This window comes from Streptomyces sp. NPDC090021 (assembly GCF_044748225.1).
GTDB lineage: Bacteria > Actinomycetota > Actinomycetes > Streptomycetales > Streptomycetaceae > Streptomyces.
Genome location: NZ_JBIVFO010000020.1, coordinates 1 through 13678 on the forward strand (window position 1 = coordinate 1; position 13678 = coordinate 13678).

Here is a 13678-nt window from a genome sequence, read left to right on the forward strand (position 1 = left end):
CTCGGACACGGCTCCGACGAACGTGGTCTTGCCCACGCCGAAGCCGCCCGCCACCACGATCTTCGCGGAGGTGGTGGAGCGGGGAGCCGCTCCGCTAGATGTTCCGAAGGCCACTGAGCACCCTTTCGAGCAGTGTTACATCTGGCGTGCCGCCGGCCTCTCCGTTGCCCGGCTGGTGGATGGCCACCATGCCGGCCTCCGCCAGGTCGGCGACGAGGATGCGCGCCACACCGAGCGGCATGGACAGCAGCGCGGAGACCTCGGCGACCGACTTGACCTCGCGGCACAGGGTGCAGATGCGCTGGTGCTCGGGGAGCAGGCCGGACAGGTGCATCGGATCGGCGGTGGTGCTGACCAGCGCCTCGATGGCGAGCTGGTAGCGGGGCCGGGTCCGGCCGCCGGTCATCGCGTAGGGACGCACCAACGGCTGATCGCCTTCCGAGTACGAATCTCCGTACGCATCGGGGTAGGCGGGGGGCGGGGTCATGGATCCTCCGGGCTGGACAGCAGTGGTCAGCGTGCCGTCTGACGGGGCGGCCGGTGGGGGGAGCGGTATGACGGCCTGGCGGTGGTACTGGATTCCGGGGCGGGGCCCCGGTCTCCCGGCCGGTAGTACCGTCCGGCCGGGAGAGGGGAAGTCAGCCGAGCAGGCTTCCCTGCAGTTCGGCGCGCAGGTCCGGAGTGAGGACACTGCCCGCGCGATCCACCAGAAGAGCCATCTCGTAGCCCACGAGGCCGATGTCGCACTCCGGGTGCGCCAGTACGGCCAGCGAGGATCCGTCGGAGACGGACATGAGGAACAGGAATCCCCGGTCCATCTCGACCACGGTCTGGTTGACGGCGCCACCCTCGAAGATGCGGGAGGCACCGGCGGTCAGCGAGGTCAGTCCGGAGGCCACGGCCGCCAGCTGATCGGCGCGGTCGCGGGGGAATCCGTCGGACATCGCCAGAAGGAGGCCGTCGGCGGAGACCACCACCGTGTGCGACACCCCGGGGGTGTTGTCCACGAAGTTGGTGATCAACCAGTTCAGGTTCTGTGCCGCCTGGCTCATCGAACTCAACTAACGCTCCTGCTGGTAAGTGGGGTCGATGTGGTAACTGCCGGTCGTCTGGCTGTTGTTGCCAGCCTGACGGCCCTGCTGGATACCGCGTCGGAGGTTGGTCAGACGGCCGCGGACGTCGTCCGGCGCCCGGGAGACCTGCGGACCCGCCTGCGCCTCGGCCTGCTGCTGCGCGGTGCCGGCCACGAGGTTCGCCCGTGGGACCCGGCGGGGCAGCCCCGAGGTCGTGATTCCGCCGGCGGCGGGCTGGCGCACGCGCTCGGCCTGCCGCATCAGCTCGTCGTTCGGCGAGGACTTCCAGCTGACGGTCGGCATCGCGCCGGTCGCCGTCTGGGAGGACTCGGCCGCCGGCTCCTGGCCGCGCTGCGGCAGCTGCTGCTGCGGTGCGGAGGCCGACGGAGCGGACTGCTGCGGCTGCTGGGGTACGGCCGGGACCTGCGCGGGGGGCTGCTGCCCCTCCTCGCGGAACCAGTTCGACTCCAGCGTGTCGAAGATCGGGCTGCGGGCGTCGCCGGTGCTCTGGGCCGGGGGCAGGGCCTCCGGCCGGTGCGCCTGCGGCAGCCGCGGCGCCTCGGGCCGCGCGGGCGGTACGGGTGCGTACTCGCCGCCCTGCTGCGGGGCCTGCGGCTGGCGGCCGAACCCGCCCACACCGGGGCCGCCCGGCCGCTGGGGCTGGTAGCCCGGGCGCTCGAACTGGCCGGTGGAGGACGGGTCGACGGGGCTCCGTACGTCCGGACGCTCGAACTGGCCGGTGGTGCTGCCCATGCCGTCGCCCTGGGGCATCGGCGCGTTGAAGTCCGGGCGCGCGAACTCGGCCGTCGAGCCGGGGCCCGAGAGCTCGTCGTGGCCACGGGCCTGGTCGGAACCCCAGCTGGTGGTCTGCGGGCCCGGCAGCTCCGCACGGGCGTCGGCGGCGCCACCGCGCGGCGGCAGCTGCGGCCGCTGACCGCCCGGGGCCGCAGCTCCGGGACCGGGCTGCTGGGCCTGCTGCTGCTGGGGCTGCTGCGGCTGGGCCTGCTGCGGACGCTCGAAGCCGCTGCCCTGCTGGAAGGCGGAAGCACCGGAGGGCGCCGGACGGCCCTGGGAGCCGCTGCCGAAGCCGACGCTGGGCACCGGACCGCGGGTCGGCAGCGGCGCACCGGAGCCGAAGGCACCCTGGCCCTGGCCGGCGGTGGTCGGACCGCCCTGCTGGGGACGGGCCCCGGGAGCACCGGGACCGCCCTGCGGCCGTCCGCCCTGCGGACGCTGGCCGGCACCGTCGCGGCCGGGGAGCGCGGCACGCTGACCGCCGCCGACCTGACCGCGCTGCGGGCCCTGGCTCACGGAGGGGCGTCCGCCCGGACCGGGCACGGAGGCCTGGGCACCGGAGCCGCCCTGGGCGCCGCCCTGGCCGCCCTGGCCCGGCGTCGGGCCCGGCTTCTTGCCGCCCTGGGCGACGTCCACCGGGAGCATGACCAGGGCCGTCGTACCACCCGAGTCGGAGGGGCGCAGCTGGATGCGGATGCCGTGTCGCAGGGACAGGCGGCCGACCACGAACAGACCCATGCGCCGGGAGACGGAGACGTCCACGGTGGGCGGCGACGCGAGTCGCTCGTTGATCGCGGCGAGGTCCTCGGGGGACAGACCGATACCGGTGTCGTGGATCTCGACGAGCACGCGGCCGTCGGGCAGGGCGTGGCCGGTGACCTTGACCTTGGTCTGCGGGGAGGAGAACGAGGTGGCGTTCTCCAGCAGCTCTGCGAGCACGTGCACGAGGTCGTTGACGACGCGGCCGGCGACGTCGGTGCCGGGCACCGAGGCCAGCTCGACGCGCTCGTACTGCTCCACCTCGGACGCGGCGGCGCGCAGGACGTCGACCAGCGGGACGGGGCGGGTCCACCGGCGGCCCGGCTCCTCGCCCGCGAGGACGAGGAGGTTTTCGCCGTTACGGCGCATGCGGGTCGCGAGGTGGTCGAGCTTGAAGAGGGAGGACAGCTGGTCCGGGTCGGCCTCGCGTGACTCCAGTTCGGAGATGAGCGAGAGCTGACGCTGGATGAGGCCCTGCGAGCGGCGCGAGAGGTTGGTGAACATCGCGTTGACGTTGCCCCGCAGGAGGGCCTGCTCGGCGGCGAGGCGGACGGCCTCGCGGTGCACGTCGTCGAAGGCCGCGGCCACCTGGCCGATCTCGTCGCGGGTGTGCAGACCGACCGACTCCACGGACGTGTCCACGTCCTGCGGGTCGGATTCGGACAGCTGCTTGACGAGCTCGGGCAGACGGTCCTGGGCGACACGCGTCGCGGTGTCCTGCAGGCGGCGCAGTGAGCGGATCATCGAGCGGGCCATGACGAAGGCGCCGACGAGGGAGACACCGAGGACGAGGAGGATCAGGGCACCGTTGATGATGGCGTCCTGCTGGGCCTCGTTCTTCAGCTCACGGGCCTTCTGCTCCATCTCCTCGAGCAGGGTCAGCTCGATGACCTTCATCGCCTGGAGCTTGGTGCCGTCCGCGTCGTACCAGTCCAGCCAGGACCGGTTCTTCTCACGGAGGAAGGCGTCCTGGCTGGCCAGCACGCGGCGTGCGTAGTGGTCGGCGCCGGAGATCTCGGAGTTGCTGTCGCCAAGGCCCGCGAGGAGTTCCTCGGTGCGGCCCTGGTAGACGAGCTCGAAGGTGGTCTTCGACTGCTGCTCGCCCTTCTGCGCGGAGAGGGCGTAGAGGCGGTCGTTCTCCTCCAGCTTGCCCTGCTTGTCCGAGGTCTCGGGCAGCGAGGCGGCGATGATCGCACGCTGGATGGATGCGTATTCCTTGGCGGCGGAGAACGCGGCCAGGGCACGCGTACGCTTGATCATCTCCGGGTTGGAGGTGGCCTGCGCCATGTCCTGGGAGAGCGAGAGCAGCGAGACGATCATCGCGTTGTACTCGCTGACGGTCTGCTGGGCGCCGTTGACGTACGCCTTGTCGCGGATCGTTTTGAGGTTCGCGACCTGACGGCCGATCTGCAGCACGTTGTTGCGGATCGACTTGAGGGTGTCGTCCCTCTCGCCCGTGCTCTCGATCCTGTCGGTCGCGGCGGCGAAGGCTTCGACGGCGGTGTCGGTCTGCACGCGGGCACCGTCGACGCTGCTGTTGCTCTTGCCCTTGGAGAGCGAGAGCGGACCCGCGGAGAGGTCGCGCTCCTCCTGGAGCATGGCGGCCAGGTTGGTGGCCTGCCGCGTCATCGTCGTCAGCAGCTGCATGTGCTCGAGCTGCGCGATGTCATTGAGCGAGTCGTTGATACGGAAGCCACCGAGCGTGGTGGCGGCGACGACCGGCAGGGTCAGCAGCGACACGAGTCGCGTGCTGATGCGCCAGTTCTGCATGGCGAGGCGGGAGCCGGGCCCACTGGGGGCCTTCGGTATCGCCGCGTCCTGCTCGGCCGGCCCGGCCTTGTCCTTGGACTTGGCCTTCAGGCTCTTCACGCGGCCCTTCGCCTTCACCGCTGCGGAAGCGTCGGGGCTCACGCCTTCGACAGCCGGCCCGCGGTTCTGGGCGTGCTGGGGCGAGGAGCCACGGTCGGTCCCGCCGCGCGGGTCCTGCTCCGCCGCAGCGTCCCCACGGCCCTGGCGGGCCTGGGGAGACCCCTTGTCATCCCTCTTGAATCGTCCCTGCACTAGCGTCGCAACCTCTGGACCAGGCGTCCCGCCGGGCGACCGGCGGAACGGTGTCGAGTCGTGGGGCACTTTCGGCCCCATGGTGGTCGTCGGTGACCGGCGCGTGTCCCTTTCTCTCCGCCGCTCGGCGCTGAGTCGCGCCACCTGCGCGCCGGACTGAGTCCCGCGGCGGTCCCGCGAATTCCAGCACAGTGGCGGATCTCCAACAAGGTGCGCGTGTCGGCCCGGAGAGTCGGTCACGGCTCGTAATGGACGCACTACGCGATGTGCGACCACATTCGGTTGAAATCGGACTTACGTCATCCAAACAACGCGGCTGGCAAGGTGTCCCAGTCGCGATGATCAGGAGCGGAATGGCGCATTCAGTGGCGCAATGTCCGTTTCGGTGGGCGTGATCGACTGTCCATTTTGGAATTAATGTCCGGTCGCGGGTGAGGAAACTCACATAGCCGTGGCCATTACTTCCCGGTTCGCCAGGGGATTCAGATGTTTAGCCTTGCCCCTTGAAGGGTTGGGCCAGGGCTGGTGCCCGCGCCGGCCGACATCCACAGATCGAACCGAGGACCCCGAACTCCGATGAAGACGACGATGTTCCGCAACATAGCCAACCCCCGCCGCACCACCCTCGCGCACCTCAAGGACGCCGAGGAGCTGCAGGCGGCCCCGGCCACTCCGGAGCACGCCGTCGAGCTGCCGACGCAGACCGCCAACCCCCGGCGCACGGTCCTGATGGACGCGCCGGTCGCTGCCGCCGCGCAGTAAGCCGCCCCGCACGGAACGTGAAGCGCCGCTGCCCGCCGCGTTAGCCTGGGGACCGCAGACTCCAGCCAGCGGAAATACAGAGGGGCAGACGCAACACGTGCGCATCGCCAGGTTCTCGATCGACGGCAATGTCGCGTTCGGCGCGGTCGAGGGCGACGCCGCCCCCGGCAACGAAGCGTCGCTCGTGCTCGACATCATCAAGGGCATCCCGTTCGCGGACTTCGAGCTCTCGGGCACGAAGGTCCCGCTGAGCAAGGTCCGCCTGCTGCCGCCCGTGCTCCCGAACAAGGTCGTGGCCATCGGCCGCAACTACGCGGAGCACGCGGCGGAGCTCGGCAACGCCATCTTTGACGATCAAGGCCGTCCGGACGCCCCCATCACCTTCTTCAAGCCGTCCACCTCCGTGGTCGGCCCGGGTGACCCGATCACCTACCCCTCCTTCTCCCAGGACCTCCACCACGAGGCGGAACTCGCCGTGGTCATCGGCCGCATGTGCCGAGAGGTCCCCAGGGAGCGCGTCAAGGACGTCATCCTCGGCTACACCTGCGCCAACGACGTCACGGCGCGCGACGTGCAGCAGCGCGAGAAGCAGTGGGCCCGGGCCAAGGGCTTCGACAGCTCCTGCCCCCTCGGCCCCTGGATCGAGACCGACCTGGACCCGGGTGACCTGGCCATCCAGTGCACCGTCAACGGCCGGCAGCGCCAGCTCGGCCGCACCAGCGACATGGTCCGCTCCATCGAGGACCTGGTCGTCCACATCACCGAGGCCATGACGCTGCTCCCCGGCGACGTCATCCTCACGGGGACCCCGGCCGGAGTCGGCCCCCTCAACGTCGGCGACGAGGTCGCCGTCACCATCGAAGGCATCGGCACTCTCACCAACAAGGTGATCAAGCGTGGTTAACGGACCTGTCCGCGTACGTTTCTGTCCCTCCCCGACCGGCAACCCCCACGTGGGTCTGGTCCGCACCGCCCTGTTCAACTGGGCGTTCGCGCGCCACCACGGCGGCACGTTCGTCTTCCGTATCGAGGACACCGACGCGGCCCGCGACTCCGAGGAGTCCTACGACCAGCTGCTCGACTCGCTGCGGTGGCTCGGTTTCACCTGGGACGAGGGACCGGAGGTCGGCGGTCCGCACGCGCCGTACCGCCAGTCCGAGCGCATGGACATCTACGCGGACGTCGCGAAGAAGCTGCTCGACGGCGGCTACGCGTACCACTGCTACTGCACCACCGAGGAGCTCGACGCGCGCCGGGCCGCAGCCCGCGCGGCCGGCCGGCCCTCCGGCTACGACGGCCACTGCCGCGAGCTCACCACCGTGCAGATCGAGGCCTACCAGGGCGAGCACCGGCCCGCGATCGTCCGCTTCCGGATGCCCGACGAGCCCATCACCTTCACCGACCTGGTCCGCGGCGAGCTGACCTTCACCCCGGAGAACGTGCCGGACTTCGGCATCGTCCGGGCCAACGGCGCCCCGCTCTACACCCTGGTCAACCCGGTGGACGACGCGCTGATGGAGATCACGCACGTCCTGCGCGGCGAGGACCTGCTCTCCTCCACCCCCCGCCAGATCGCCCTCTACAAGGCGCTGATCGAGCTGGGCGTCGCCAAGGGCACCCCCGCCTTCGGCCACCTGCCGTACGTGATGGGCGAGGGCAACAAGAAGCTCTCCAAGCGTGACCCCGAGGCCTCGCTCAACCTGTACCGCGAGCGCGGCTTCCTCCCCGAGGGCCTGCTGAACTACCTCTCGCTCCTCGGCTGGTCCTTCTCCAAGGACCAGGACGTCTTCTCCATCGAGCAGATGGTCGAGAAGTTCGACATCGACGGCGTGAACGCCAACCCGGCGCGCTTCGACCTGAAGAAGGCCGAGTCGATCAACGGCGACCACATCCGCCTGCTCGACCCGAAGGTGTTCGCGGACCGCTGCGCCCCGTGGCTGCAGGCCCCGCACGCCAACTGGGAGCCGGAGGACTTCGACACCGAGGCCTGGGAGCGCATCGCGCCGTACGCCCAGACGCGCGTGGGGGTCCTGTCGGAGATCACCGCCAACGTGGACTTCCTGTTCCGCAAGGAGCCCGCCTTGGACCAGGCCTCCTGGGACAAGGCGATGAAGGGTGAGCCGGCGGCCCTGCTGACCACCGCCCGCGAGAAGCTGGCCGACGCCGACTGGTCGGACCCCGAGTCCCTCAAGCAGGCCGTCCTGACCGCCGGCGAGGCCCACGGCCTCAAGCTCGGCAAGGCCCAGGCCCCGGTCCGGGTGGCCGTCACGGGCCGCACGGTCGGCCTGCCGCTCTTCGAGTCGCTGGAGATCCTGGGCAAGGAGCGCTCGCTGTCCCGCATCGACGCGGCCCTGGCCAAGCTGGCCGGCTGATCCGCAGCAGCACCGTCACGTCCCGCAGGGGGCGGCGCCCGCACCCGGGCCGCCGCCCCCTGCGGCGTTGCCGCGGGGGCGTTGCCCCGGGCGGGTCCGCGGGGCCGTTCGCACGTGTCGCCGGCTCCGGTGACGGACTTCCTGATCGTGCCCACCTCGCAGGTGCCCGCGGCGTAGGCTCGGGCACATGCCGATCCGCGCTGTGCTGTGGGACATCGACGACACCCTCTTCGACTACACGGGGGCCGACGCGGCCGGTCTCACGGCCCAGCTGGCGGCGGCCCGGCTCGCGGGGCGGTACGGGACCCCCGTGCAGGCGCTCGCGCGCTGGCGGGAGATCACAGACCGCCACTGGGCGCGCTTCGCCGCCGGTGTGGGCACCTTCCAGGGGCAGCGGCAGGAGCGGGTGCGGGAGTTCCTCGACGAGCCCGGCATGACCGCGGCCGAGGCCGACGCGTGGTTCGACCAGTACGTGGAGCACTACAAGGCCGCCTGGACCCTCTTCCCCGACGTCGTGCCGGCGCTCGACGCCCTGGCCGCCGACTACCGGCACGGCGTGCTCTCCAACTCCTCCACGGCCAACCAGGACCCCAAGCTGCGCCGGCTCGGGCTGCGCGAGCGCTTCGAGGTGCTGGTCTGCGCCGTCGAGCTCGGCGTCAGCAAGCCCGAGGCGAAGGCGTTCCTCGCCGCGTGCGAGGCGCTCGGACTGCCGCCGGAGGATGTGGCGTACGTGGGGGACCAGCCCGAGATCGACGCGCGCGGGGCCCGCGACGCCGGGCTGCTGGCCGTCTGGATCGACCGGGACGGCCGCAGAGGGCCCGGCCCCGAGGGGGCGCACCGGATCGAAGGCCTTGACCGGCTGCCCGGGCTGCTGGCACGGGATACCCGTTTTGGAGCACGGTCAGGCATCCGGTAATGTTCTTTCTGCGCCGCCGGAGCGGGCCGAAAGGCCGGACGGAGGCGCCACTCGAAAGAAAATCCCCCAAGGGGTTGACTTTCGGTGGGGTATAGTGTAATTGGCAACACGAGGGTTTCTGGTTCCCTTATTCTAGGTTCGAGTCCTGGTACCCCAGCGCAGTGCAGCAGTAACGCAGTGCTTAGCCCCCGTTGTGTAGCGGCCTAGCACGCCGCCCTCTCAAGGCGGTAGCGCCGGTTCGAATCCGGTCGGGGGTACAGATCCTTCCCGCAAGATCTCCTTTGGGTAGCTCCCGGACGTCTTGATGCAGGATCGCTAGGGCCCCCGTTGTGTAGCGGCCTAGCACGCCGCCCTCTCAAGGCGGTAGCGCCGGTTCGAATCCGGTCGGGGGTACTGGTCTGGTATAGACCACATTGGGCTATGGTGTAATTGGCAACACGAAGGTTTCTGGTTCCTTTGTTCTAGGTTCGAGTCCTGGTAGCCCAGCGCAGTACAAGCAAGCCCCCGTTGTGTAGCGGCCTAGCACGCCGCCCTCTCAAGGCGGTAGCGCCGGTTCGAATCCGGTCGGGGGTACGCACAGGAGAGGCCCTCCGCGTTCATCGCGGAGGGCCTCTTCGCTGTCCGCCGGTTCCTGCCGACGCGCCAGACAAGTGCGGGCCCGGAAGCGCGTGTTCGGACGTGTGCGGCGTCGTACGCGCCCCCGGGCCCGGAGGTGAGCAGGGGTGGGGTCGGGGCGTCAGCCGGAGCGGCGCAGCGCCTCCGTGAGGCGGGCGGCCGCATCGATGACCGCCTGGGCGTGCATCCGGCCGGGGTGGCGGGTCAGGCGTTCGATCGGCCCGGAGACCGACACGGAGGCCACCACGCGGTTCGACGGCCCGCGTACCGGCGCCGAGACGGACGCCACGCCCGGCTCCCGCTCGCCGATCGACTGCGCCCAGCCGCGGCGCCGTACGCCCGAGAGCGCCGTCGCCGTGAAACGCGCGCCCTGCAGGCCGCGGTGGAGCCGCTCGGGCTCCTCCCAGGCCATCAGGATCTGCGCGGCCGAGCCGGCCTTCATCGGCAGGGTCGAGCCCACCGGGACGGTGTCCCGCAGGCCCGACAGCCGTTCCGCCGCCGCCACGCAGATGCGCATGTCTCCCTGACGGCGGTAGAGCTGCGCGCTCTCGCCCGTCACGTCACGGAGGTGGGTGAGTACCGGTCCCGCCGTGGCCAGCAGGCGGTCCTCGCCGGCCGCGGCGGCGAGTTCCGCCAGCCGCGGACCGAGGATGAACCGGCCCTGCATGTCCCTCGCCACCATCCGGTGGTGTTCCAGTGCCACGGCAAGGCGATGTGCCGTGGGTCGTGCGAGCCCTGTCGCCGCGACCAGCCCGGCGAGGGTGGCCGGACCGGACTCCAGTGCGCTCAATACCAGAGCTGCCTTGTCGAGAACGCCGACGCCGCTAGAGTTGTCCATGAAACGATATTCGCGTCTCACACTGTGAAACGCAAGTTCAATTTTTCCAAGAACCAGCGAGTCTGTATGTGCGGGTCCACGAACCACTGGGTCCGAGCCGTCGTCCGGGACGTGGGGTACGGGCGTCTGGCGCACGAATCTCTATGAAGCGCCGGCACAACCCGCCGGCCGGAGGGAAAGCGATGGGTAGGACACTCGCGGAGAAGGTCTGGGACGACCATGTCGTCCGGCGCGCCGAAGGCGAGCCCGACCTCCTCTTCATCGATCTGCACCTGCTGCACGAGGTGACCAGCCCGCAGGCCTTCGACGGACTGCGCCAGGCCGGCCGCAAGGTCCGACGCCTCGACCTCACCATCGCGACCGAGGACCACAACACCCCCACCCTCGACATCGACAAGCCGATCGCGGACCCGGTCTCCCGGGCGCAGCTGGAGACGCTGCGCGCGAACTGCGCCGAGTTCGGTGTCCGCCTGCACTCGCTGGGCGACGTGGAACAGGGTGTGGTCCACGTCGTGGGACCGCAGCTGGGCCTGACCCAGCCCGGCACCACCGTGGTCTGCGGCGACTCGCACACCTCCACGCACGGCGCCTTCGGCGCGCTGGCCTTCGGCATCGGCACGAGCCAGGTCGAACACGTGCTGGCCACCCAGACGCTGCCGCTGGCCCGCCCGAAGACGATGGCGATCACCGTCACCGGCGCGCTGGCCGAGGGGGTCACCGCCAAGGACCTGATCCTGGCGATCATCGCGAAGATCGGCACCGGCGGCGGCCAGGGCTACATCCTGGAGTACCGCGGCGAGGCCATCGAGAAGCTCTCGATGGAAGCCCGCATGACCATCTGCAACATGTCGATCGAGGCCGGCGCCCGCGCGGGCATGATCGCCCCCGACCGGACCACCTTCGACTACCTGCAGGGCCGCGACCACGCCCCCGTGGGCGAGGACTGGGACGCGGCGGTCGCGTACTGGAAGACCCTGCGCACCGACGAGGACGCGGTCTTCGACGCGGAGGTCGTCATCGACGGCGCCGCGCTCTCCCCGTTCGTCACCTGGGGCACCAACCCCGGCCAGGGCGCGCCGCTGTCGGCCAACGTCCCCGACCCGGCTTCGTACGAGGACGCTTCGGAGCGCCTCGCGGCCGAAAAGGCCCTGGAGTACATGGGGTTGACCGCCGGGCAGCCGCTGCGCGACATCAGGGTCGACACCGTCTTCGTAGGTTCCTGCACCAACGGCCGCATCGAGGACCTGCGCGCCGTCGCCGGGATCATCGAGGGCCGCAAAGTCGCCGACGGCGTACGGATGCTGGTCGTACCGGGCTCGGTCCGCGTCGCCCTCCAGGCGGTGGAAGAGGGCCTGGACAAGGTCTTCAAGGAGGCCGGCGCCGAGTGGCGGCACGCGGGCTGTTCGATGTGCCTGGGCATGAACCCGGACCAACTGGCGCCCGGTGAGCGCTCCGCGTCCACCTCCAACCGCAACTTCGAGGGCCGGCAGGGCAAGGGCGGGCGTACGCACCTGGTCTCCCCGCAGGTGGCCGCCGCCACCGCCGTGCTGGGCCATCTGGCCTCGCCCGCCGACCTGTCCGCCGCCGACGCGACCGCCGGAGTCTGAACCATGGAAGCCTTCACCGTCCACACCGGCCGGGCCGTCCCGCTGCGCCGCAGCAATGTCGACACCGACCAGATCATCCCGGCCCACTGGCTCAAGAAGATCACCCGCGACGGCTTCGAGGACGGACTCTTCGAGGCCTGGCGCAAGGACCCGGAGTTCGTCACGAACCGCCCGGAGCGCGCCGGCGCGACCGTGCTCGTCGCCGGCCCCGACTTCGGCACCGGCTCCTCCCGTGAGCACGCCGTCTGGGCCCTGCAGAACTTCGGCTTCAAGACGGTCATCTCCTCCCGCTTCGCCGACATCTTCCGCGGGAACTCGCTGAAGAACGGTCTGCTGACCGTCGTGCTCCCGCAGGAGACCGTCGACCGGCTGTGGGAGCTGACGGAGGCCGACCCCGCCGCCGAGATCACGGTCGACCTGGTCGACCGCCAGGTGAGCGCGGAAGGCATCGTGGCCGAGTTCGAACTCGACGACAACGCCCGCTGGCGTCTGCTGGAAGGCCTGGACGACATCTCGCTCACCCTTCAGAACGAAGCGGACATCGCCACCTACGAAAGCGCCCGTCCGGCCTTCAAGCCGCGCACCATTCAGGCCTGATTCCTGCCTGATCAGCGGTTATTCACCTCCGGGTGATCACAACGACAACGCTGTGCCCCCCGCCCTCCGGCGGGGGGCACAGCCGTTTGTTGAGGCCCCGTGAGGCGACAACTCGCCCCAGATGGCACAATCTGTGCATGGAACGCGACAGTCAACTCGAGCTCTACGAGTTCGTCGCGGACCGGCTGAAAGAAGCACACACACGGGTGCGCTCACTGCAAGTCCCGGAGGGCGTAAGGATGGCGCTGTCCCGGAAGCTGTTGGTCGTCACGGCCGCGGCGAAGCATGATCTCGCCGATGCGGCAAGGCGCCTGGACAGGTTGATGAAGGACCTCGACGAGGGTCGATTCCCTGAAGGCGACTGATGCGAAGGAACTCCGTAACCGCCTCCGGCGTTGCGGCACTAGGGTGATTAGCCCGTTTCGTGTTTGATTTGCGGTATATATCCGCCTAACGTGCGAAATAAGCTTGAACACATTCGTTCTGGCGAAGTCTCCGAAGGGGAAGACGTGAACAAGGCGCAGCTCGTAGAAGCGATTGCCGACAAGCTGGGCGGCCGCCAGCAGGCCGCGGACGCTGTCGACGCGGTACTGGACGCCATCGTCCGCGCTACCGTCGCGGGCGACCGGGTCTCGGTCACGGGCTTCGGCTCGTTCGAGAAGGTCGACCGTCCGGCCCGTTACGCCCGCAACCCGCAGACGGGTGAGCGCGTCCGGGTCAAGAAGACCTCGGTGCCCCGATTCCGTGCCGGCCAGGGCTTCAAGGACCTGGTCAGCGGCACCAAGAAGCTGCCCAAGGGCGGCGAGGTGTCGGTGAAGAAGGCTCCGAAGGGCAGCCTCACCGGCGGTGCCTCCGCGACGGTCAAGAAGGCCGCGGCGAAGAAGGCCACCACCGCGAAGAAGGCCGCTGCGAAGACCACGGTCGCAAAGAAGGCCGCCGCGAAGAAGACCACGGCGACCGCCAAGAAGACCGCCGTGAAGAGCACCGCCACGGCGAAGAAGACCACCGCCGCCGCCAAGAAGGCCACCACCGCGAAGAAGACCACGGCCGCGGCGAAGAAGACCACCGCAGCCGCGAAGAAGACCGCCCCGGCGGCGAAGAAGACCACCGCAGCGACGAAGGCGCCGGCCAAGAAGACGGCGACCCGCAAGGCCACCGCGAAGAAGACCACCGCCCGCAAGAAGTAGGGGCACGAGTCACACACGCCGGGCCGGCTTCCCTCCGCTGGGGAAGCCGGCCCGCGGTGCGTTGCGGGGCCCGCCGGCCGCCCCGTGGACGTCCCG

Annotated in this window: 12 protein-coding genes, 5 tRNA genes and 1 pseudogene; 13 read left to right on the forward strand and 5 right to left on the reverse strand. The window is 70.1% G+C overall.

Translation table 11 applies throughout. From position 1 onward, the window contains the following. The 4 genes and pseudogenes from ACIPXC_RS17720 to ACIPXC_RS17735 all read right to left on the reverse strand — a co-directional run. Positions 1–114: pseudogene (locus ACIPXC_RS17720) on the reverse strand (ATP-binding protein); the annotation flags it as partial. Continuing rightward, complete coding sequence (locus ACIPXC_RS17725) at positions 95–487, reverse strand: DUF742 domain-containing protein (protein ID WP_030037344.1); 393 nt, start codon at positions 485–487, stop codon at positions 95–97. The pseudogene ACIPXC_RS17720 and the gene ACIPXC_RS17725, both read right to left, overlap by 20 nt. A 151-nt stretch (positions 488–638) precedes the next feature. Beyond that, the gene (locus ACIPXC_RS17730) at positions 639–1052 is read right to left on the reverse strand and encodes a roadblock/LC7 domain-containing protein (RefSeq protein WP_030846990.1); all 414 of its coding nucleotides are present in this window, start codon (positions 1050–1052) and stop codon (positions 639–641) included. Between the two features lie 9 nt (positions 1053–1061). Beyond that, entirely contained in the window at positions 1062–4688 is a 3627-nt protein-coding gene (locus tag ACIPXC_RS17735; protein WP_401618651.1) for a nitrate- and nitrite sensing domain-containing protein, read from the reverse strand. A gap of 576 nt (positions 4689–5264) precedes the next feature. On the opposite strand from ACIPXC_RS17735, the gene ACIPXC_RS17740 reads away from it, so the two are divergent. The 9 genes from ACIPXC_RS17740 to ACIPXC_RS17780 all read left to right on the forward strand — a co-directional run bounded on the left by ACIPXC_RS17740 (position 5265) and on the right by ACIPXC_RS17780 (position 9311). Then, a complete protein-coding gene (locus tag ACIPXC_RS17740; RefSeq protein ID WP_401618653.1) occupies positions 5265–5450 on the forward strand; it encodes a hypothetical protein in 186 nt (61 codons plus the stop codon). Between the two features lie 97 nt (positions 5451–5547). Continuing rightward, positions 5548–6354, forward strand: a complete 807-nt coding sequence (locus ACIPXC_RS17745; protein WP_401618656.1) for a fumarylacetoacetate hydrolase family protein — start codon at positions 5548–5550, stop codon at positions 6352–6354. Next, complete coding sequence (gene gltX / locus ACIPXC_RS17750; protein ID WP_401618659.1) at positions 6347–7822, forward strand: glutamate--tRNA ligase; 1476 nt, start codon at positions 6347–6349, stop codon at positions 7820–7822. The genes ACIPXC_RS17745 and gltX overlap by 8 nt, the downstream gene beginning before the upstream one ends. A 187-nt stretch (positions 7823–8009) precedes the next feature. Continuing rightward, entirely contained in the window at positions 8010–8738 is a 729-nt protein-coding gene (locus ACIPXC_RS17755) for an HAD family hydrolase (protein ID WP_401618662.1), read from the forward strand. An 85-nt stretch (positions 8739–8823) separates the two neighbouring features. Next, positions 8824–8895: transfer RNA gene (locus ACIPXC_RS17760), tRNA-Gln, on the forward strand. A 27-nt stretch (positions 8896–8922) separates the two neighbouring features. Further along, positions 8923–8995: transfer RNA gene (locus ACIPXC_RS17765), tRNA-Glu, on the forward strand. A gap of 63 nt (positions 8996–9058) precedes the next feature. Further along, a tRNA-Glu gene (locus tag ACIPXC_RS17770) sits at positions 9059–9131 on the forward strand. Between the two features lie 21 nt (positions 9132–9152). Continuing rightward, positions 9153–9224 (forward strand) — tRNA-Gln (locus ACIPXC_RS17775). A 14-nt stretch (positions 9225–9238) separates the two neighbouring features. Continuing rightward, a tRNA-Glu gene (locus ACIPXC_RS17780) sits at positions 9239–9311 on the forward strand. 163 nt (positions 9312–9474) lie between these two features. On the opposite strand, the gene ndgR is transcribed toward ACIPXC_RS17780, so the two are convergent. Next, on the reverse strand, positions 9475–10191 hold the full coding sequence (gene ndgR, locus ACIPXC_RS17785) for an IclR family transcriptional regulator NdgR (RefSeq protein ID WP_007266782.1): 717 nt from the start codon (positions 10189–10191) through the stop codon (positions 9475–9477). Positions 10192–10373: 182 nt separating this feature from the next. Here ndgR and leuC point away from each other — a divergent pair, with 182 nt between their 5' ends. The 4 genes from leuC to ACIPXC_RS17805 all read left to right on the forward strand — a co-directional run bounded on the left by leuC (position 10374) and on the right by ACIPXC_RS17805 (position 13582). After that, complete coding sequence (gene leuC / locus ACIPXC_RS17790) at positions 10374–11798, forward strand: 3-isopropylmalate dehydratase large subunit (protein ID WP_401618665.1); 1425 nt, start codon at positions 10374–10376, stop codon at positions 11796–11798. Between the two features lie 3 nt (positions 11799–11801). Continuing rightward, positions 11802–12395, forward strand: coding sequence for a 3-isopropylmalate dehydratase small subunit (gene leuD, locus ACIPXC_RS17795; protein WP_401618668.1), 594 nt, complete (start codon positions 11802–11804; stop codon positions 12393–12395). Between the two features lie 137 nt (positions 12396–12532). Beyond that, positions 12533–12760 (forward strand): hypothetical protein, encoded by a 228-nt coding sequence (locus ACIPXC_RS17800; protein WP_401618670.1) that lies wholly within the window; start codon positions 12533–12535, stop codon positions 12758–12760. A 144-nt stretch (positions 12761–12904) separates the two neighbouring features. After that, entirely contained in the window at positions 12905–13582 is a 678-nt protein-coding gene (locus ACIPXC_RS17805) for an HU family DNA-binding protein (RefSeq protein WP_401618673.1), read from the forward strand. Positions 13583–13678 lie beyond the last annotated feature (96 nt).

Coding starts and splice junctions, on each gene's coding strand:
- ACIPXC_RS17740 (WP_401618653.1), top strand. CDS start 5,265: ATGAAGACGACGATGTTCCGCAACATAGCCAACCCCCGCCGCACCACC.
- ndgR (WP_007266782.1), bottom strand. CDS start 10,191: ATGGACAACTCTAGCGGCGTCGGCGTTCTCGACAAGGCAGCTCTGGTA.
- leuD (WP_401618668.1), top strand. CDS start 11,802: ATGGAAGCCTTCACCGTCCACACCGGCCGGGCCGTCCCGCTGCGCCGC.
- ACIPXC_RS17725 (WP_030037344.1), bottom strand. CDS start 487: ATGACCCCGCCCCCCGCCTACCCCGATGCGTACGGAGATTCGTACTCG.
- leuC (WP_401618665.1), top strand. CDS start 10,374: ATGGGTAGGACACTCGCGGAGAAGGTCTGGGACGACCATGTCGTCCGG.
- ACIPXC_RS17730 (WP_030846990.1), bottom strand. CDS start 1,052: ATGAGCCAGGCGGCACAGAACCTGAACTGGTTGATCACCAACTTCGTG.
- ACIPXC_RS17755 (WP_401618662.1), top strand. CDS start 8,010: ATGCCGATCCGCGCTGTGCTGTGGGACATCGACGACACCCTCTTCGAC.
- ACIPXC_RS17800 (WP_401618670.1), top strand. CDS start 12,533: ATGGAACGCGACAGTCAACTCGAGCTCTACGAGTTCGTCGCGGACCGG.